Below are 20,519 nucleotides of genomic sequence, written 5' to 3'. Positions count from 1 at the left end.
AATACTCTACCACTCCTGCCCCGCCACCGGCGCTGGCACCTTGACCGCCTTCAAGTTCCCGGACGATCCGCCGAAGTAGGGAGCGATATCCTCTCGGGAGACGCCACCATCATGCTCACCCCCCTGCGCCTGGCCTGCCTGCTGCTGATCCTGCTGTTGAGCCTCGGAGGCTGCGCCCACCACCAGCGTGCGCTCTACAATGCGCCCCCCGCCCCTGGACTGTCCGACGCCCTTGCTACAGCCATGCACGAGATGGTCGAGGCATTTCCCGACCTCCCCGAGCAGGGCCCAATGATCACGGCCTCCTTCATCGACGTGGCGGGCGGTGTCCCCTCGACGCCGTTCAACCGCATCGCCGCGGAGCTCTCGACCGCGGCGCTGGCCCGGGCCGGGATGCCGGTGCGCGAGGTGTTGATCGACGGTGGGCAGCTGCTGGTCATGGAGGGCAGTTACGGCCTGCTGACACGGCGGATACGACGCCTGGGGGCCAGCGAGGGCGCCAGGACGATGCTGCTCGGCACCTACGCCCGCGGCCACGAGCGCCTCTTGCTGGCCCTGCGCGTGGTGGACCTGCGCACCGACCGGGTGCTGGCGAGCCGCGGCCTCTCGCTGCATCTCAACGACGATCTGAGGGCGCTGCTGGGCACTCGTTAAGGCCCCGCCGAGCCCGCGCTGAGTCCGCGCTGGATTGCGATCAGCGCGCCTGGATCACCACCTCTACCCGGCGGTTGCGGGCGCGCCCCTCGGCCGTGGCATTACTGGCCAGGGGCCGGGTATCCGCCAGGCCCACGGCGCGCAGCCGCGTCGGGGCGACGCCGGCCGCCACCAGCGCCTCGACGATGGCGATCGCGCGGGCGCTGGAGAGCGCCCAGTTGGAGGGGAAGCGCTCGGTGCGGATCGCGCGGCTGTCGGAGTGCCCCTCCACCGCCACCTCCCCCGGATGACGCCGCACCATCTCGGCGAGCCTCTCCGCCACCAGGGCCCGCCCCTCCTCGGTCAGCTCGGCCTCCGCGGTCGGAAACAGCAGGCGATCCTCGACCCGCAGCCTTACCCCCTCGGGAATGCGCGACACCTCCATGCCGTCCAGGTCCGCGAGATAGGGGGCCTCCTCGAGCGCCTCATTCACCGCCTGCGCGCCCTCGAGGGCGGCCGCGTCGACCGCCTCGACGCCCAGTGGGGGGGCGTCGGTGAGTACCACCAGGTAGTCGGCGAGCGGTTGGGTGAGATCGACACCGGCCGACATCAGCCACCGGTAGCCGTCGACGGAGGGCGCATCCTGCTCCTTATCCTGAGCCTCGACGGCGGCCAGCAGCGGCGGGGGCGGCGCGGGGGGCGCCGCCGGCAGGCCGGCCACCCCCAGTGCGGCCGTGATGGCATGGCGTGACAGGGCACCGGGCGCGGCGGAGAGAGCCTCCCGCTCGGCCATGACCCGCCGCAGCGGCTCGGGAAGCGGCACGCCGAGATCGAGCGTCGCCGTCGGCGCGGTGGGCGCATCGGTGTCGGCGGCCTCCGGCGTGGCGGCCCCGGCGCCCAGCTCACCCAGGGTGATGATCAGCACCAGCAGGGCCACCAGCAGGGTCATGATGTCGACGTAGCTGACCATCCAGCCGCTGGCGTCGTCCTCCGCCGGCAGGGGACGCATCAGGGAATCGTGGCGGCCTCGCCCGCGGTGCTCATCGATCATGGGTCCCCTCCGGGCGCTCCTGTGGCAGATGACAGAAAGCCGCCAACCTTAGGCCCAGGCCGCCGCGGACACAACCGTTCGCGGGGAGCGCGACCAGACGCACAACCCCATCCGTTACAAACCTCATACTTAACCGTGCCCATGTATAAAGTTCGTCATGGGACGGCCGATAACCGAACGCATCACCCCCTGAATCCCGACATGCATCCCCCGCGAATACGCACAAGGAGCCAACGCCGTGTCCCGATATCGGACCACTCCCGCTACGTCCCAGGCCGGGAACGATCACCGCCAGCGTATCGACCGGCTGATGTGGCTGCTCGCCGGCCTGCATCTGGCGCTCTGCCTGGCCGTGGGCCTCTATAACGGCACCCTGGCGCTGGCCCTGGCGTTTGGCGCCACCGCCTTCCCCCTGGTAGCGCTGCTGCAGTGGCGGCTGCCCACCGGCGCCGGCGGCTTCCTGATGGCGGCGCTGTTCATGGGGCTCTCGGCACTGCTCATCGAGCAGAGCGGCGGCCGGATCGAGGCCCACTTCAGCATCTTCATCATGCTCTCGGCGCTGATTCCCTACAGCGACTGGCGTGTCATCGTGCTGGGCGCCGCGGTCATCGCCGTGCACCACGTGCTGTTCACCTGGCTCCAGTACCTCGGCATGGTGAACCTGTATGGCGGCATGGCGCACCAGGACGCGGCGGCCCTCGTCATCTGCCTGCTGCAGCACGCCGGCGCCGTGGTGGTGCAGGCCGTGGTGCTGGGCTATCTCGCCCGCATGCTCGATCGCATGGTGCAGGACGGCCTGCGCGTCGCCCGCTTCGCCGAACAGGCCGGCCAGGGGCGGCTGGACATCCCGTTCAGCGACGCGGAGCGGCGGCGAGAGACCCTGGCCGCCGTCGACACCATGCGACAGCGGGTGGCCTCCACCCTGCTGACGGCCCAGGCCACCGGCCATGAGGTGAGCGATCTAAGCGATACGCTGTTCGCTGGCCAGGCCGGCCTGCGGCGCCAGGCCGAGCGCAACGCCGCCCAGGTCGAGCGCGTCTCGGCCAGCGCGACCGAGCTCAGCGCCACCACCCGCGAGAGCGCCAGCGAGGCCAGCCGGGTTCGCGAGCTGGCGGGCGAGGCCGCCGAGCACGCGCGGGGCGGGCAGCAGCAGGTGCTCGCCCTCGAGCACTCCATGCAGGAGCTCTCCACCAATGCCGCCGGCATCGCCGAGCTGCTGGGGGACATCGACGAGATCACCTTCCAGACCAACCTGCTGGCCCTGAACGCCTCGGTGGAGGCCGCCCGCGCCGGCGAGCAGGGCCGCGGCTTCGCGGTGGTGGCCGGCGAAGTGCGCCAGCTCGCCCAGCGCACCCAGGAGACGGCCGGGCAGATCCGCTCACGCATCCAGCGCAACGACGAGAGCGTGCAGGCCGGGGTCAGCCGCACCCGCGTCGCCGGCGAGGCGATGACCCGGGTGCTGGGCGCCTTCGACCGGGTGGCCGAGCGACTGCGCGAGATCGACGGAGCCAGCCAGCAGCAGCACCACGGCATCGAGGAGCTGGAGAGCAGCGTGCTGGAGATGCAGGGCTCCCTGCGGCACTCCGCGCGCGCCCTGGATGAGGCCCACGCCACGGCCGAGAAGCTGGGCGAGGCGGCCGGCGAACTGATGGACGCGGTGGGCTCATTCCGCCTGAGCGCGCCCTCGGTGGGAGATCAGCGGCAGAAAGGCCAGACCTCGAGCAGCCCGTCACAGCGGAACTCCGCCTCGCAGGCGGCCAGCTGACTGCGATAGCGAGAGGCGGTGCGCTCGACTTGGCCGGCCGCGCGCTGAACGGCGGGCTTACGGCGCCAGGAGCCACGTTGATAGCCGCCCTGTCCCTCGTGGTAGGCAAGGTAGAGGTGGCGAGGGTTGTGCAGGGAGACACCGGTCATGCGCCGGGTGCGGGCGTTGTACCAGCCGATGAAGTCGGTGGCGTGCTTCATGTGGGTGCGCCGCGCGAACAGCCGCCCGGCGTCCGCCTCATACTCGCCCCACACCGGGTCCTGGGCCTGGGCATAGCCGTAGGCCGACGAGGGCCGGGTCCAGGGAATGAAGCCGAGCAGCCTCGTGCGCGGCGGCTTCACGTGGCTGCGAAAGCTGGATTCGCGCTGGATGAAGGCCATCTGGGTGGCGATGGGTGTGCCCCATTTCTCCTCGGAGGCCCGGGCGTAGTCGTACCAGTCGGGCTGCTCGCGGAAGATCTCGCAGACGTTCGACTGACGCTCGGGCGGTGCCGGCGCCAGCATGGCGCAGCCGGTCAGCGACAGCAGCAGCGTCAGCGCCGCCAGGGGCCGCAGCCCTATGGTCCTTAACGTCTTGCCTCTCATCATCCTGACCTGTCTCCCTTGATGGTGCTCGCTGCAGGGACGTGCCCCTAGTCGCGCATGGTTCGCGGCGCCGCGCTGCCCAAAACCGGCCTATCGGCCTGCACACTCGAAGCTTGAGGTGGCATCAGGCGTCGAGGCGCCCTCTTGCATTGCCCCATGCACCCGATAGCACTGCTTGCCGGCCTCCTTGGCCCGATACATGGCCTGATCGGCGTATCGCAGCAGAAGATCCGCCTCGCTGCCATCGGCCCCATCGTAGTAGGCCACCCCCAGGCTGGCGGAGACCTCGAGACGGTGCCCCGCGATCTCCACGGGTGCCGCGGTGGCCGCCAGCAGCCGCTCCAGTACCCGCTCGCCCTCCTCGTCGCTCGCCAGGTCCAGCAGCACGGCCACGAACTCGTCGCCGCCCAGGCGCGCCAGGGTATCGCTGGCGCGCAGCTCGCCCTGCATGCGCTCGGCGAGGGCCACCAGCAGGCGATCGCCCACGTGATGGCCATGGGTGTCGTTGATCGCCTTGAAGCCATCCAGATCGATGAAGACCACGGCCAGGCGCTGGCCGCTGCGGTCGGCCTGGGCCATCGCCACGCGCAGCCGGTCGTCGAGCAGCGCGCGATTGGGCAGACCGGTGAGGGCGTCGTGCTGGGCGGCGTGGGTCAGCGCACGCTGGTGCTCCTTGAGCTGGGAGATGTCGGAGAGCAGGCCCACATAGCGCTGCACTTCCCCTGCGGCATCGGTGACGGCGCTGATGGTGAGCCGCTGGGGATAGATCTCGCCGTTCTTGCGCCGGTTCCACACCTCACCATCCCAGTGGCCGGTGCGCTTGAGCTGCTGCCAGAAGTCCGCGTAGAAGGCCTGAGGGTGACGGCCGGCACCGAGCAGGCTGGCGTTGCGCCCCACCGCCTCGTCGCGAGCGTAGCCGGTGATCTGGCTGAAGGCATCGTTGACCTCCAGCAGCTCGCCATGGGGTGCGGTGATCATCACGCCCTCGTGGGAGTGGGTGAAGACGCCGGCGAGCAGGCTCAGGCGCTCACGCTGCTGGCGCAGCAATCGGTTTCGCCGCGCCAGCATCACCAGCAGCACCACCACCAGGGCACCGGCGGCCGCGAAGCCGAGCAAGAAGCCGGCATAGCGCTGCCAGATGTCGCGCCAGGTGAAGTCGGGCACGGCATCATAGGGCGGCAGGCGCAGGCGGCGCGCCAGGTTCTCCACGGGCAGGTAGTCCTGGGGCGGCGCGAAGCCGGCGATCATCGCTTCTCGGGCGGCGGGATGCTCGGGCTCGAGGGTGAACAGCGCCACGGCGATCCGGCGCACCGTCTCCGGCGCCACCTGGGGCAGTACGACGAGAGGCCACTCGGGATAGAGCCGCGTGGAGACGGCGAAGGGGAAGCTCGCCAGCCGCTGGGCATTAATCACCTCCAGCTCTCCCGGGGCGAGATCCCCCTCGGCGATCAACCGTTCGAGGATGCCGGTGCGAATGAAGCCAGCCCCCGCCTCGCCCGTCAGCACCGCCGCCACCACGGCGTCGTGACTGCCGGTGATCACAGGCGTGATGCCGCGACGTGGGTTGATCCCCGCGTCCATGAGTTCCAGGGCATGGGTCTGGTAGCCGCCCAGGAAACGCCGACCCGGCATGGCGACCCGCCGGCCCGCGAGATCCTCCAGGTTCTGGATCGCCGCGTTGCCCGCCGCCTTGATCATCGTCCCCCCGAGGCTGCTGACGGGCTGGCCGTGCTGGGCGTTGATGACGGTCGCCAGCGCCCCGGTCAGGCTGTTGCGGCTGCGGATCTCGAGGTAGTGGCTGGGATTGGTCATCAGCAGGTCGAGGCGTCGATGGGAGATCGCCTCCTCGATCTCGTCGAGCGTCAGTACCTCGAGCTCGACACGATGATGAGGCAGCCTCTCGCCGAGATATTCGGCCAGCGGGCGATAGCGCGCCTCCATCACCGCCTCGGGGCGATAGGCGAAGACGCCCAGCGTCAGCGTCTCCTCCGCCAGCAGCGGGCCAGGCAGCAACATCAGCGCGACAAGTAGCAGGTGACGAAGCACGCTCATGCGACCGCTCCAATCTCGGGCAGGTAGCGCGGCGTCGAGAGCGCCTCCAGGGAATCCGGCCGCGACAGCTGGCCGTTGGCCACCATGACGTCGTTGAGCAGCCGCGCCGCCCTCGCCAGATCGCCTTGCGGACCGAAGTAATCGCGGTTCCCGGCGGGCCCCGGCAGCTCCAGCCCGGCGTAGGAGGCGCGCACCTCCTCGAAGCCGAGCCCCCGCCAGGCGCCGATGCGGCGCATGGCATCCTGGGGACTGACCCGCAGGTGGTCGAGCCCGCGAAAGTGACCGGCCACCAGCGAGCTCACCGCGCCCCTTCGCCAGCGAAGGCGATCCTCACGCACCGCCAGCACGTCTAGGATGACGTCCGGAAACTGGCTGCTGTCATAGAGGCGCACCGCGCCCTCGCGCAGCAGCCGGCTGGCGGCGGGCTCGTAGGTGATGGCCGCCTCGATCTCCCCCGCTCGCCAGGCGGCCAGCTGTGCGTTGGGCGCCATATCCACCACCCGAAGCTCATCGCGGCGCAGGCCGGCAGCCTCGAGGAACTGCGACAGCACCAGGTTACCCAGAGCCGTATGCTCCACGGCGATGCGCCGGCCGACGAGCGCTCTCGGCGTCTCGATGCCTGGCCGGGCCAGCACCATGTCGGCCCCCACCGAATCATCGCAGACCGCGACCACCGTCAGCGGGATGCCCTCCGAGCGCGCCTTGAGCACCTCGTCCAGGGTCAGTGCGGCCCCGTCGAGCTCGCCGCGACGAAGCCCGGCCAGGGTATCTCCGGCATTGCCCCCCTCGCGAAGCACCACCTCGCCCGGCAGCCAGCCGAATGCCCGCGCCAGGTAGAGCGGCTCGTAGCCCGGCCAAGGGTGAAGGCCGATGGTCAGCGGACCACCGGGCGAGCACCCCGCCAAGCCAAGCGGGGCCGCCGCCAGCGCGGTAAGGATCTTAAGGAGGTCACGTCGATGCATGGGGACTCATGCCGGCTGCGCCGCATACTCTTCCCAAACCCTCTCAATGTTTTCGGTGTCAACGTTTGACTTCAACTTGAACACACCAGCCGACTCCGAGCGCTTGACCGTTTCAAGGAATTCAAGCACCACATGATAATTCGGTCGATTCCAGAAATCGTGGATGAAGATTCTTGCCGCATTGGGGTCATCGGAATGCATTAAAATATGCTTAATCGCTGCCATCGCGCATGCCACCCGGAAACGGCCATCCACCAGAATCAAGTCAAATCCTACTTGGTGGTTGAGTATTTCCTTGCTGTAGTCAGCGAAAACCTCAGCGTTGTCCAGTGAAACTGGATACCCCCACTCGCGGGTTGGACCAATATCTACTGCCTTTACCTGACAGCGTTCACCCAACTTACCCTTCAGACCATTTACCCACTGATCGTCGCTTTCTACACCATATACGGTCAGCCCCTGGTTGACCGCCCATACCGTTGAACCGCCGCTGCCAAATTCAAAATAATGCCTCGCCGCTTGCAGCGATTCCTTGAATAACGCTCGCTCACTTTCGCTCATAAAAGGCGCATCGGGTATCGATATGCCCGGCGTTTCATCTTTTACATTAGCTTCCACGAGGTTTTCTTCACGCGCCCTGTAACCGAGGCTCACCAGATACTGCTCTGCTTTTTCTTTGCACACGGCCTCCAGCAGGCCATACGCTGTGTCCTTGGCACCAAACACCGTATCCAACACAAAAGCCAGTTTCATACGCTGGTTATCGCTCAGGCTCGCCATACGCTCGTGACTCGGCAGGTACAGCACATCGGCGCTTTCCAGCTCTGTGGCTTGACGCTGGCTTGCGGGAACGTCGTCGGGCAGCTGACTGCGGTGATGCTCATCATTGAAACGGTAGAAACGGAAACCATGACGGCTGGCCCAATGGCTTACCTGGGCGAAGTCCGGCTGATGCTGATGGGTGGGCTGAAAGGCCAACCGCACTTGTAGCAGCAGGGTATCTTTCAATGCCTCTCTGCCGTTTTCCAGCACCGCCATGGCGTCGCTCTTGTCATCGAGGATCAACCAGTCGAGGCTTTCCAGACCTTCGATGCTGTCCAGCGTGACGGTATTGACCGGCAGACTGGTCAGTACTCGGGTCGCTTTAGCCTGCTCGGGGCGCAGGCGCTCCGCCGGCAGCGGCTCCAGCGTGGCGCTGGCCGTCGGATCCAAGGTGGCATAGAGCGTTGCCGGTTGGCCATCGCCCAGGGCGGCGTGGGGCAGCAGCTGCACGTCCTCACTATTGTCGAAGCGCTCGGGATTGGCCACGCGGCTGGCCGGGTCAAAGGCGACCACACCAAAAGCGCCCAGTTTCAGCAACCCGTCGATGCCGGCGCTGCGCCGCATCAGCTTGGCACCGTTGTCCAGCACGATCACCTTGCCGGTAAAGCTCCAGCGGAAGCGGTCCTCATCACTCTCTATCGCCTCCGGCTCAACGAGTGCTACCGGGTGGCTTTCGCCATCAAAGGTGGCCTGCCCCGCCTTGTCGAAGGTGAGCGCGGCCGGCGCCTTGCCTTCACAGTAGCGTTGCCAGATGGCGCGCATGGCAATGGTGAAGTGCTTGGCAAAGCGCTTAGCGTCACAGACGGGCGATTCCAGCAGGGCTTGACGGAGGTGCGTGCGAATGGTGGCCAGACTATCCAGATCGGAAGCCAGCTCCACCACCCGCTCGCGATACTCATCCCAGCTATTAACGACAAGTTCCGGCATTCCGGCGTTGACCAGATGAGTGGCACTATGGCGTCCGGCGAAGGTGGGCCCCGGAAGAGTGACAACCGGCACACCCATCAACATCGCCTCACAAGTAGTCAATCCGCCCGAGTAAGGCCAAGGATCGAGAGCAATATCTACCCGATTGTAAGCTTCCATAAGCCCTCGATGAGAGGACGGCCCCTCAATTATAAGGCGCTCTCTCTCTATCCCTTCATCTTCCATCAATAAAAAAATTCGTTCACATAAAGATTCACTGGTGTAAGGTTTACCCTTGAGGAAGATCCTTGAGCTGGGCAGCATGTGCATTAACACTGCCCATTCCTTTAGAACTAAATCATTGATTTTGGTTGGATTATTAAAGCAACCAAGGGTAACATACTCGTTTTCCAGGGCAGGGAGGGTATTGCAAAGTGGAGCATGCTTCGGCGGTGAAAAGACAATATAGTCATCTGGCAGACGAATCAATTTTTCTGTATAGAAGTCATCCTCCTCTTTGGTCGCAGGCGTCTCGATAGCATCACTGATCAGGTAGTCTATTGCATGAACACCCGTAGTATTAATTAACCCTCCAACCCACTTTACGATCAAGGGCGCTGGCTGCATGGCTACAACCTTTGATCGAGACCCGCTGTTATGGCCCGACAAATCAATTAGAATATCTACCTTGTCTTTAATCAACTCTTGATAGAACGCATCATCTGACATGTATTTTGCCGGACGCCAATGATGGCTAATTTTAAAAAGCCGCTCGGTAATGTAATCATTTTCTTCACTGGAAGAATACAAATAAATATCAAAATCTTTGGATTCCAGTGCTGCCAACACCTCAACAATCATAGTTCCAACAGGATGATTACGAAATCCATCCGAGAACATCCCTATCCGTAAACGACGCTTAGGGTCAATATTATCGGGAACGGGGCGCTGGTGAAGCGCTTCAGGCGCAAATCGAGCCTGCCACTCTTGGCAGAGGTGGAAAACAGCCTCACGGCTCCACCCAGGTTGGTAATGTGCTGCCGTAAGGCGATTGGAGAAGGGAGTAGAATCGTCTCCTGCCAGCTCTATAGCCTTCTGGTAGTGATGATCGGCACGGTGTAAATCACCAAGATCTCGAAAAATGTTACCGATGTTATTCCAATAATTATAATTTCCCGGAAACAATTCAACAAGATCTGAGTAGACGTCAGCCGCCTCACCGAAGCGGCCAAGCATATAAAAAGACCTAGCCTTTATCTCCCGAAGTGCAATATTATTCTTGTCGAATTTTTCCGCCTTTTCCACTAGCGTGAGTGCTTCATCATGTCTCCCTCTATCACGCATGAGCATGGCCTTTACCAGTAGCGCCTGCACATGGTCGGGATTAATATACAGTGCACTTTCAATCTTCTCGGCGGCTTTCCTTGTCTCCCCTTCACGATACTCTACGAAGCTCAGCCACGCCAAACTATCGGCGTCATCGGGCCCTAATTCAAGTGCCTTTTCCAGGGCAGGACGTGAAGCCTCAAGCTGCCCTTTATTGACAAGCATGACACCGTATATCTTCCAGTTCTGGGAATCCAGAGGCTTTTTTTCTACCGCTCGTCGTGCCTGAGCAAGTGAAAGCTGAAAAGGCTTGCCCTTCCGGATCTTGCGAGTCGATTTTGCCATGAGCATTACCATATCAGCTCCGAAATTACTATCATCCTATAAGGATTCACGAGACCACGTCCTTTAGAAAAGCCACATCGGATCGCGGCTTATCGAGCTTTGGTGAGAAGGGTAAAGCTTCCATCAAAAAACCGGCCCGCAGTGGGCCGGTTCGTTCTAGCTATCTGATAGACCGAAAGCCTCTCACGGTCAACTGGCGATTAGCCCAGCAGTGACAGCACGTTCTGCGGGATCTGGTTGGCCTGTGAAAGCACCGAGGTGCCGGCCTGCTGCAGAATCTGGGCACGCGTCATGTTAGCCACTTCCACCGCATAATCGGCATCTTCAATACGCGAACGGGCAGCTGAAAGGTTGGTCTCGTTAGTGCTCAGGTTGGTGATCGCCGATTCGAAACGGTTCTGCACCGCACCCAGTTCCGAACGTAAGCTGTCGACCTGATTCAAGGCGCTATCCAGCGTGTCCAAGGGGTCGGCGGTGCGGGAAGCTTCCACATCCTCATTGGTGTAGGTCGCATCCGTGGTCAGCGTGCTGGTCGCATCCGGATCGCCATCCACGTAGATAGTCTGCCCAGTGCCATCTTCACGAGTGTTGAAAGTATCGTTGCCGTCAGCATCCTTCACACCGTACAGCGTGGTCTGGGTATCGCTCAGCTGGTTACTGGTGGTGACGTATTGGGTGGAGCCATCGGCCGTAACGGTAGCCCCCCCTGCAGCGACAGTGTAGTCCGTGCCTTCAATCGACATGGTGCTGCCATTGAACTCACCAGACGCAGTTGAGTCATTGATGGTTTGCGTCAGCTGGAAAGTGTCGCCCGCCAGATTGCCAGTCACGGAGATGTTCTCGGCTGCGGCAGTGCCGCCCGTACCGGTCAACGTCAGGTCCTCGCTGGCCGTCGAATTGGCAAATACGGTTGTGATATTACCCAGCGTAGTGTTCGGGGCAGATCCAGAAGAAATTGTAAAGGTACCACCTGCCGTGATGCCAAAAGTCCCGCTACCCGATGTAATAGTGCCGTCTGCAGCGACATCAATATTAACTGTCACGCCTTCATCGTTAGTAATGGAATAAGTGCCTGCTGCGATAGCACCACCTGCTGTACTGTCATCCAGAACCCCTCCAGAAGTAGCACCAGCTGCCAGTTCGCTCTCCACTCGGGTGATCGCATCGGATCCGGCACGGGTATAGGTGACATCACCGCTACGCGCGACATCACCCTCTTCGGCGATCAGGCCCACGACATCGTCGGCGTCTGCCTGGCCGGCAATATAGTTATCACCGCTTGCCACAAAGCCTGCGCTCAGCATATCGGCATCGGCTGCTAACGCGTTGTCCTTTTGCTCAAACCCACCAACGCTGAAGTCTGAGATGCCCAGCGCTTTCGTATTGACTGTTTCCAGGTTAACGGAAATGCTTTCGCCATCGTTGGCGCCGACCTGGATGTTCATCTTTTCGACGCCGTCGGCCAGCACCTTGGTACCGTTGAAGTCGGTCTCTTCGGAGATACGGTTGATCTCGTTCAGGCGCTGACCGATTTCATCTTGAATGGACTGCAGGTCCGCCGTTGAGTTGGTGCCGTTCTGAGCCTGAACCGTCAGCTCACGAACGCGCTGCAGGTTGTCATTGATCTGGTTCAGGCCGCCTTCCGCGGTCTGGGAAATCGAGATACCGTCGTTGGCGTTACGCTGCGCCTGGCCGAGGCCGGTGATCTGGCTACTCATGCGATTCGCGATGGCCTGACCTGCGGCGTCGTCCTTGGCGCTGTTGATGCGCAGGCCGGAGGAGAGACGTTCCATGCTGGTCTGCAGGTTGTTCTGCGATTCACGCAGGTTCTGCTGGCCAATCATGGAAGTGATGTTGGTATTGATCACGGACATGGTGTGATTCCTTCCCGATAGTTGAGGGCTCCATTGGCGGGCCCGCTGCGAGTTACCGAGGCCCAGCGGGCCTGCCACAACGGCGCCGTTGGCCGTTACCCTCTATAACGACTGGTCGCGGGCGAACTTTAGGCTTCGATCGGATTTTTTTGGCACGGGTCGCTTGACATGCCGCGCACCGAGCCAGGCCGCCCAACACGATAGCGCCCCGACCGAGGGGCCAGGGCGCTGGATGAGAGGCTTCAAGAGGCCGGGTAGCCCGAAGAGGATCAGTCTCGGCCGAGCTGGGCATCCAGGGCGTCGAACTGCTGGGTCAGGTAGGTGCTGGTCTGGTTCATGTTGGCGATCATGGCATCGAGCTGTCCGAACTGGGCACGATAGCGCTCGATGGTGCGCTCCACGCTCGTCTCCATGCGAGTGAAGCGTTCGCCGAGGCGCTCGAGGCGCCCCTCGGCCCCTTCGATGGAACGGGCCACCAGGCCACTTTCCTCGTCGAGCATTCTCCCCAGAGCCTCGTCCACCTGTCCGGCCATGCCGATGCTTTCCCCGCTGCCGGCGAAGAACTCGCCGAGCGCGGCCATGTTGCCGCTCACCTGCTCGCTCAGCGCGTCCTCGTCGAGCTCGAGAGTACCGTCGCGCTGCAGGGTGATACCTACCTCGCTGAGCATGCTGAGCTCACCACCCGGCACGCCGCCGGAAAGCACGCTACGCAGGCGCGACTCCACGGTGCGCACGGTGCGGTCGCCGTTCAGCTCGCCGGCCTGGCCGGTTTCGCTGTTGTAGCTGGTGAGGGTGCCGATGGTGTCTTTGAGTGCGTTGTACGACTTCACGAAACCGGAGACCGCCTCACGCACCTTGAGGGTGTCCTGCTCCACTTTCAGGGTGATCGGGCTACCCGCCGCCGTCGTTTCGTTCAGGCTCAGGGTGACGCCCTGAATGGCCCCTTCCACGGTATTGCTGGCGCTGGTGATATCGATGCCGTTAAGCGTCAGGGCGGCATCCTGGCCGGCTTGGGCCACGATCACATTGCTGCCCGGCTCAGCAGTATTGTCGGCGGCAATGGCATCCTTCACGCCCTGGCTGAGCAGGTCATGGAAGTTGGTGCTGTCGATCGCAGCGTCGACACCGGTTTCGCTGCTGTTCAAAGCCAGGCGATAGCCCTGGCCGTCGTTGACGATGGAGGCGCTGACCCCGGCGCCCTCCTTGGCATTGATGGCGTCGCGAATGTCTTCCAGGGTGCTGTCGGCAGCGATCTGGATATCCACCGGCGCCACCTCGCTACCGGCGAAGTCAAGCGTCAGGGTGCCTTCGGTATCGACGATTGGGGTATCAGATGCCTCGACCCGCTGGGTGGCCAGGGTGCCGGCCTTCGCCAGGTTGCTTACCTCGACGCTGTAGCTGCCCGGCTGGGCCGCGCCATCCACGCTGGCAGAGAGCGTGTCCCCTCCCCCGCTGGCCGAGAGGCTTTCATAGAGCGAGGCGTCCTTCAGGGTTTCCACGCTGTCGTCGAACTGGGTCATGGCCGACTGCAGCTTGCCCAGGGCCGAGATGCGCGACTGCTGCTGCTCCTGCTGGGCGACGATGGGCGTGAGCGTCTCGCGCTCAGCATCGCGCAGCTGGTCGAGCAGGCCGTTGAGATCCAGGCCGGAACCGATGCCGAGAGATGAGATGCTGGCCATGCGAAAGCCCCTCCGTGAGCGCCCATAGGATGTCTGCCACGAGCTATCGGCCGTGGCGCGGCAAACTTTAGCAAAAAAGGCGCCGCGCCGATCAGCTCGCGGCGGGCAGTGCCACGCGACTTTCTCGACCAACCCTCAAGATGGCCGCGCCACAGGCGATAAGAGGGCTTGGATACCGAAAGACTGCCTGGAGTCACAGCACCTTGCCTGAACCGAGCCCGCACGCCGAAAACCTATATGCCCGCGATGTCGTCTACGACGTTATCCCCAAGCTCAAGACCACCGAACGCCTTGTGGACAGTACGCTTCGGGGCCGCATCGCACGCTGTGCCGATGCCGACGAGAAGGCCCGGCTCGAGGAGCTGAAGATCGAGTTCGAGCTGGAGATCTCGATGATCCGCATGAACCTCGAGCACCTGATGCGGCGCTATTCGCGCCAGCTGGAGGAGGCCGCCCGGAATGGCGCATCGCGCCAGGGGGCGGTGCTGACGCTGGACGCCCACGAGGCCGTCGCCATCGAGAGTGCGCGCACCCTCTATCGCCGCGCCCAGGCGCTCGCCACCTGATGGCCTCATGAACGGTGAAGCCCGCGGCAGTGCGCCGCGGGCGTCGTGTTTCAACCGGCCCGAGGTATCGGGCCAGCCACAGGCCTCAGGCCCGCTCGGTCTCGCGATCGGGCTGGGTGGCCTCGCTGCTCAGCCCCGCCGTGTAGCGCTGGCTCAGCGTGAAGCCGCCCACCGTCTGGGCGAGACGGTTGGCCTGCTCCTTGAGCTGCTCGGCGGCGGTGGTGGACTCCTCCACCAGGGCGGCGTTCTGCTGGGTCATGCGGTCGAGCTCGGAGACCGCCACGTTGACCTGGCCGATGCCGTCGCTCTGCTCGCCGGTGGCGGCGGTGATCTCGCCCAGCACGTCGGCGACCCGGGTGACGCTCGCCACCAGCTCCTGCATGGTCTCGCCGGCGGCGCGCACCTGGCTGGCACCCTGCTCGGTGCGCGCCGCGGAGGTATCGATCAGCGCCTTGATCTGCTTGGCGGCGTCGGCCGAGCGGCTGGCCAGCTGGCGCACCTCGTCGGCGACCACCGCGAAGCCGCGCCCGGCCTCACCGGCCCGGGCGGCCTCCACCGAGGCGTTCAGCGCCAGCAGGTTGGTCTGGAAGGCGATGCCGTCCATCACGCCGACGATCTCGCTGATCTCCCGGGAGGAGTCGGTGATGCCCTGCATGGTGGTCACCACCTGGTCGACGGCCTCGCCGCCGCGCCTGGCCGTCCCGGCCGCCGACTCGGCCAGGCCGTTGGCCTGGCGGGAGGACTCGGCGGTGTGCTCCACGGTGCTGGTGATCTCCTCCATGGAGGCGGAGGTCTGCTGCAGGCTGGAGGCGGCGTTTTCGGTGCGCCGCGAGAGATCCTGGCCGCCCTGGGCGATCTCGGTGGCGGCCACGTGCACCGATTCGCTGCTGTCGCGGATGGTCAGCATCACCGTCTCCATGCGCGAGACGAAGCGGTTGAAGGCGTTGGCGATCTGCGCCACCTCGTCGTGGCCCTCCTCGGGCAGGCGCCGGGTCAGGTCGCCGCTGCCGCTGGCCACGCTCTCCATGGCGTCACGCGCCGCCAGCAACCGCCGGAAGACCACCTTGAGCAACGTGCCCAACAGCAGCGCCGCCAGCAGGCCGACCACCACCAGGGTGATCGCGGAGGCGCTCATCACCCCGCGCAGCCCGGCGGTGGCCTCGTGCTCGTCGAGGACCACGCCCAGCTCCCAGTCGCTGCCAGCGATAGGCGTCACGGCGAGGCGCTTGTCGGCCCCGTCGACGACCACCCGCTGCCAGGCCTCCTCGGCCCCGCCCAGCGCGGCGATGAAGGCGGGCGTCATCGTCTCGCTCATCCGGGTCAGCGGCTCGAGGGTCAGGTCGGCATCGGGGTGGGCGATCAGGCTCTCGCCCTGGCTGCTCAGGAAGGCGAAGCTCGCGGGGGTGGGGCGGATCGCGGCGACCTGCTCGATCAGCTGGTCGATCACCACATCGCCGCCGATCACCCCCACCAGCCGGCCGTTGCGCTCGACCGGCGTGGCGACGGTGACCACCATGCCGCCGGTGTTGGCGTCGATGTAGGGCAGCGAGACGATGGTCTCATCGCGCTCGGTGGCGTCGAGGTACCAGCCGCGCTGGCGCGGATCGTAGTCGTCGGGCGGGACCCAGCCGTCGGAGGAGACCAGGGTGCCATCGGGCCGGCCGAAGTAGGCCGACAGGAAACCGCCGGACTCGGCCAGCTGGATCAGCGCCTGTGTCGAGGCCTCGCCCATGACCGGCTCGCGGGCCGCTTCGACCATGCTGGTGCGGGCGGCGATCCACTCCTCGATCGCCTGCGCATTGCCGCTGGCGATGGAGTCGAGCTGCTGGGCGATCTGTCGATCGTTGTGGGACTTGACGGTGAAATAGCTGGCCGCGCCGTTGGCGATCAGCGCCACGGCGATCACCAGCAGGGTGGCAAGGAGGATTCGCAGTCTCAGGGAAGTCAGCATGATCACTCTCGTGGAGGGGTTATTGTTCACGCCGGCCACGGGTGCCACAGCCGGCGACCCTCGCCATATCGGCGCCCCACGCCGAGACTTGAGCGAGATCAAGAAACTCGATATCGCTGCGAAAAACAAAAGAAAGGCCTAATGAATAAGGCGCAGGGGGATTGGAGCCCGTGCCTCAGGCTGGCAACATGCTTCTCTATATGCCCGCACGGTGTCGTCTCGATCGTGGAGACGACAACAACCTGAGTGGTAGCCAGCCTGACGATCATCGAATCCCTGACAGCCGCCCTTCGGCGACACCTGCTTTCCCTGCGCGGACGCCTGCTGCTGGGCGTCGCGGCGGTATGGAGCCTGCTGTGCGTGATGCTGCTGGCCTTCGGCTGGCAGTCCGGCACCCTGCTGGTCGAGGAGACCAACAAGGTGCACCTGCGCTACGAGGCGGAGCTCGTGAGCAATGCCATCACGCAGAAGATCGAGCAGCGACTGGAGGCGCTGGAGCGCCTGGCCGAGCAGTTCCCACGCGCCTCATCCGGTGCCCTGGCCGAGGGCGGCCACGAGGAGATGCTCACGCTCTTCGAGGGCCTGGTGCTGGTCGATGCCGAGAACACCATCGTCGACAACTGGCCCATGCTCGCCGGCCGCAACGGTCGCAACATCAGCCATCGCGGCTATGCCCGCTTCATGCGCCACGTGCAGCGCCCCCACGTCAGCGACCCCTTCATCGGCATCGTCTCCGGCAAGCCGATGGTCATGATGCTGGTCCCCCGCCGGGACGCCCAGGGCCGCTACACGGGCTTCCTCGGCGGGCTGGTGGAGATCGAGCGCAGCGAGCTGTTCGAGGACTTCAAGCGCCTGCGCCTCGGGGACAACGGCCATGTGGTGGTGGCCACGTCCTCGGGCCGTCTGCTCTACCACCCCGGGCAGCGCAATGACCTGCCGAGTGACGTCGCCACGCTGAACGACCCCGCGCTCGAGCTCGCCCTGCTGGGCTGGGAAGGCGAGGCGCTGGGGGACACCGGCCAGGGCGGCGAGGCCCTCAAGGCCTATCGACAGATCTGGCCCGCCGACTGGGTGGTGGGCATCTACCTGCCCATGGAGCAGGCCTATGCGCCCCTGGCCAGCGTGATGCAGCGCATCACGCAGCGAGCCTGGTGGGCCCTGGGCCTGCTGCTGCCGCTGATGGGCGCGCTGATCTGGCTGACACTGCGACCGCTGACACGCCTGGCACAGCAGATCCGCGAACTGAGCCTCGGCCACCGGCGCAGGCTGGAGATCCCCACCCAGATGACGGAGCTGCGCCGCGTCGTCGATGTCTTCAACGAGCTGGAACAGCAGCGGCTGCAGAGCCTGGGCGATCTTCAGCAGCGCGAGGCCTTCCTGAGGGGGATCCTCGACGCCTCGCCCCAGGGCATGTTCGTGACCGACACCCGCGGCCAGCTGACCTTCGTCAACGAGGCCCTCAAGGAGCTTTTGAACATCGCGCCGCCGATTGGCCTCACGGCCTGGGCACAGCGCATTCATGACGAGGATCGCACGCCGATGGTCGAGGCCTGGCGAGCCAGCCTGCGCGAGCATCAGGACGTCGTGCGCCAGTTCCGCTACGTCGACGAGCACGGCGAGACGCTGTGGCTCGACGTGCATACCAACGCGATCCACGTGGACGGCGAGTTCATCGGCCTGGTGGGCGCCGTGCGCGACATCACCCAGCGTCAGCACGAGGATGCCCTGCGGCGCTGGGAAGCGGAACACGACCCGCTGACCGGCCTGCTCAACCGGCGCGGCTTCGAACGCAGGCTAGAGGAGGCCTTCGCCGCCTGGGAGAAGGCCGGCACCCCCTCGGCGCTGCTGCTGTTCGACCTGGACCACTTCAAGCCCGTCAACGACGAAGGCGGCCATGCTCTGGGCGACAGCATGCTGCGCCTGGTGGCCGCCGCGATGGGCGAGGAGACGCGCAGCAGCGACCATGCCGCCCGCCAGGGCGGCGACGAGTTCGCCATGCTGTTGCCGGGCTGCGAATCTCCCCGGGCGATGCGCATCGCCGAGGCGCTGCGGGCGCGGATCGAGGCCAACGGGCTCGAGCAGCACGGCAAGATCTGGCGGGTCACCGTCAGCATCGGCGTGAGCACTTTCCAGCGGGGAGATGCGAGCGTAGACGACGCGATGCGGCGCGCCGATGCCGCGAGCTACCGCGCCAAGGCGCAGGGGCGCAACGCCGTGGTCAGCGCATGACCCCGTCAGCGCGCCGATCGACGAACAGGCTGTTGCCGGCCTGACGCTTGGCCTGCCCCTTGAGCTCGGCCAGGGCGTTGGCGATCTCCATCGCGGTCAGCCGCGAGCCTTTCGGGACCGGGTAGGCGGCCATCGAGAGCGTCATCAGTGGCAGGGGCATCTCGCGCCGTTCACGATCGCCCCCGGTGAGAGCGCCCGCCTGACGATGCGCCTGGTCATGGAAGGTCGGGATGAAGCGTGCGAAACGCTCGAGAATCGCCTCGCAGCTCGCCCGGGCGCCCTCGGGCTGGAGCACCAGCATGAAGTCGTCGCCGCCCACGTGCCCGACGAAGCCCGCCTCGCCGACCACCTCCTGCAACAGCCGCCCCACCGCCAGGATCACCTGGTCCCCCTGGGCATAGCCGTAGGCGTCATTGAAGGCCTTGAAGCGGTCCAGGTCGGCATAGATCGCGACGAAGGCCTCGCCGTCGGCCAGCCGCGCCGCCAGGATGTCGTTGATCGCCTGGTTGCCGGGCAGTCCGGTGAGCGGGTTGGCCTGACGGGCGCTGCGCACCTGCAGGGCGGTGATCTCGCGCAGCAGGTCGATCACCTGGCCGAGCCCGCGATAGCGCCCGTCGGCATCGACGATGACGAAGTCGTCCTGGCCTCCCTGGGTCGAACCGGTGATGTGGCGGCTGAGCGCCTCCAGCGGCATCGACTCCTCGGCGAGGCGCATGCGCCGATCCATCACCGCATCGATGGGGCGCCGGGCATGCAGGGAGTGGCTGAAGGGGTTGGTGAACAGCGACAGGAAGGCGTGCTGGCGCACCACGCCCACGGGGCGCTGCTCGGCGTCCAGCACCGCCAGGCAGCGCAGGCCGGGATCGTCGCGAAAGCGCGCCACCACCTCGGGTACCGGCGTGCCCTGGGCCACCGGCGCCAGATGGCGGCAGAGCGTGGCGGCGCTGGCGCCGAAGGAGCCCGACACCGCCGCGGGCGTCGGCGCGGGCTGCTCGAGCCGGCGCGGCGGCTGGCGGGAGGGACGCGCGAAGTGGTACCCCTGCATCAGCATGCAGTTCATGCCCCACAGGCAGCGCTGCTCGCCGGCGGTCTCGATGCCCTCGGCGATGACGCGACAGCCCAGGCTGCGCGACACCTCGAGCAGCGAATGCAGAAACTGCCCCTTGCCGGGGTCGCGGTCGACCTCCTGGACGAAGTGACGATCGACCTTGACGAAGTCGGGGCGCAGCTCGGCCCAGTGGCGCAGGCTGGAGTAGCCGGCCCCCAGGTCATCCAGGGCCACCTGGAAGCCCATGCGCCGATAGTGATCCACGGCCTGGCGCATCAGCGCGTAGTCGTGGATCGGCAGGTGCTCGGTGAGCTCGATCACCACCCGCTCCGGCGAGAGCCCGACGCCGGCGAGGAAGGCGCGGGTGAGCCCCTCGCGAAAGTCCTCCTCGAGCAGCGAGGTCGGCATGACGTTGAGGAAGAGCCGCCCCGGCAGGTCGAGGGCGGCGAAGGCCTCGATGGCCAGGCGACGACAGAGCAGGTCGAGCTCCACCAGGCGCCCCGTCAGCCGCGCCGTGTCGAACAGCGTCACTGGCGAGTGCAGCGGCGAGTCCGACGGCCCGCGGGACAGCGCCTCGTAGCCGAAGATCCCCTGACAGCCGGCATCGACGATCGGCTGGAAGAGCGGCGTGATGGCCCCCTCGCGCAGGATGCGGTCGAGCTCCCGGGCCTCGTGATCGAGCATCGCCTCGGCGGCGCTGCCCGGGGCGGTATCGGGCATCGGGTC

Annotated in this window: 13 protein-coding genes; 4 read left to right on the top strand and 9 right to left on the bottom strand. The window is 65.3% G+C overall.

Annotated features, from left to right (window positions below; all coding sequences use genetic code 11):
- Positions 1-111 precede the first annotated feature (111 nt).
- Entirely contained in the window at positions 112-654 is a 543-nt protein-coding gene (locus tag ACGTNG_RS08165; RefSeq protein ID WP_394576515.1) for a FlgO family outer membrane protein, read from the top strand.
- A 40-nt stretch (positions 655-694) separates the two neighbouring features.
- Here ACGTNG_RS08165 and ACGTNG_RS08160 read toward each other — a convergent pair whose 3' ends face one another.
- Positions 695-1,684 (bottom strand): OmpA/MotB family protein, encoded by a 990-nt coding sequence (locus tag ACGTNG_RS08160; RefSeq protein ID WP_394576514.1) that lies wholly within the window; start codon positions 1,682-1,684, stop codon positions 695-697.
- 238 nt (positions 1,685-1,922) lie between these two features.
- Here ACGTNG_RS08160 and ACGTNG_RS08155 point away from each other — a divergent pair, with 238 nt between their 5' ends.
- Positions 1,923-3,449: a methyl-accepting chemotaxis protein gene (locus ACGTNG_RS08155; RefSeq protein WP_394576513.1), complete on the top strand. Its 1,527-nt coding sequence runs from the start codon at positions 1,923-1,925 to the stop codon at positions 3,447-3,449.
- Here ACGTNG_RS08155 and ACGTNG_RS08150 read toward each other — a convergent pair.
- From ACGTNG_RS08150 to fliD, 6 genes are all read right to left on the bottom strand, one after another.
- Complete coding sequence (locus ACGTNG_RS08150) at positions 3,380-4,036, bottom strand: transglycosylase SLT domain-containing protein (RefSeq protein WP_394576512.1); 657 nt, start codon at positions 4,034-4,036, stop codon at positions 3,380-3,382. The genes ACGTNG_RS08155 and ACGTNG_RS08150 overlap by 70 nt on opposite strands.
- A gap of 87 nt (positions 4,037-4,123) precedes the next feature.
- A complete protein-coding gene (locus ACGTNG_RS08145) occupies positions 4,124-6,085 on the bottom strand; it encodes a diguanylate cyclase domain-containing protein (RefSeq protein WP_394576511.1) in 1,962 nt (653 codons plus the stop codon).
- A complete protein-coding gene (locus tag ACGTNG_RS08140) occupies positions 6,082-7,047 on the bottom strand; it encodes an ABC transporter substrate-binding protein (protein ID WP_394576510.1) in 966 nt (321 codons plus the stop codon). The genes ACGTNG_RS08145 and ACGTNG_RS08140 overlap by 4 nt, the downstream gene beginning before the upstream one ends.
- 6 nt (positions 7,048-7,053) lie before the next feature.
- Positions 7,054-10,458: an O-linked N-acetylglucosamine transferase, SPINDLY family protein gene (locus ACGTNG_RS08135; protein WP_394576509.1), complete on the bottom strand. Its 3,405-nt coding sequence runs from the start codon at positions 10,456-10,458 to the stop codon at positions 7,054-7,056.
- Between the two features lie 188 nt (positions 10,459-10,646).
- Positions 10,647-12,320, bottom strand: coding sequence for a flagellin N-terminal helical domain-containing protein (locus tag ACGTNG_RS08130; RefSeq protein ID WP_394576508.1), 1,674 nt, complete (start codon positions 12,318-12,320; stop codon positions 10,647-10,649).
- A 269-nt stretch (positions 12,321-12,589) separates the two neighbouring features.
- A complete protein-coding gene (gene fliD / locus ACGTNG_RS08125; RefSeq protein WP_394576507.1) occupies positions 12,590-13,999 on the bottom strand; it encodes a flagellar filament capping protein FliD in 1,410 nt (469 codons plus the stop codon).
- Positions 14,000-14,292: 293 nt separating this feature from the next.
- Between fliD and ACGTNG_RS08120 the strand changes: the two genes are divergently transcribed.
- Positions 14,293-14,565, top strand: coding sequence for a hypothetical protein (locus ACGTNG_RS08120; protein WP_394576506.1), 273 nt, complete (start codon positions 14,293-14,295; stop codon positions 14,563-14,565).
- An 85-nt stretch (positions 14,566-14,650) separates the two neighbouring features.
- Here the strand turns inward: ACGTNG_RS08120 and ACGTNG_RS08115 are convergent, their stop codons facing one another.
- On the bottom strand, positions 14,651-16,516 hold the full coding sequence (locus tag ACGTNG_RS08115; RefSeq protein ID WP_394576505.1) for a methyl-accepting chemotaxis protein: 1,866 nt from the start codon (positions 16,514-16,516) through the stop codon (positions 14,651-14,653).
- Positions 16,517-16,762: 246 nt separating this feature from the next.
- Here ACGTNG_RS08115 and ACGTNG_RS08110 point away from each other — a divergent pair, with 246 nt between their 5' ends.
- Complete coding sequence (locus tag ACGTNG_RS08110; protein ID WP_394576504.1) at positions 16,763-18,745, top strand: sensor domain-containing diguanylate cyclase; 1,983 nt, start codon at positions 16,763-16,765, stop codon at positions 18,743-18,745.
- Here the strand turns inward: ACGTNG_RS08110 and ACGTNG_RS08105 are convergent.
- The gene (locus ACGTNG_RS08105) at positions 18,735-20,513 is read right to left on the bottom strand and encodes an EAL domain-containing protein (RefSeq protein WP_394576503.1); all 1,779 of its coding nucleotides are present in this window, start codon (positions 20,511-20,513) and stop codon (positions 18,735-18,737) included. The genes ACGTNG_RS08110 and ACGTNG_RS08105 overlap by 11 nt on opposite strands.
- Positions 20,514-20,519 lie beyond the last annotated feature (6 nt).

The sequence above is a fragment of the Halomonas sp. B23F22_3 genome, assembly GCF_043496965.1.
Lineage (GTDB): Bacteria > Pseudomonadota > Gammaproteobacteria > Pseudomonadales > Halomonadaceae > Halomonas.
The sequence above is the reverse complement of the archived record's forward strand: the minus strand, read 5'-3'. Positions and strand labels throughout refer to the sequence as shown.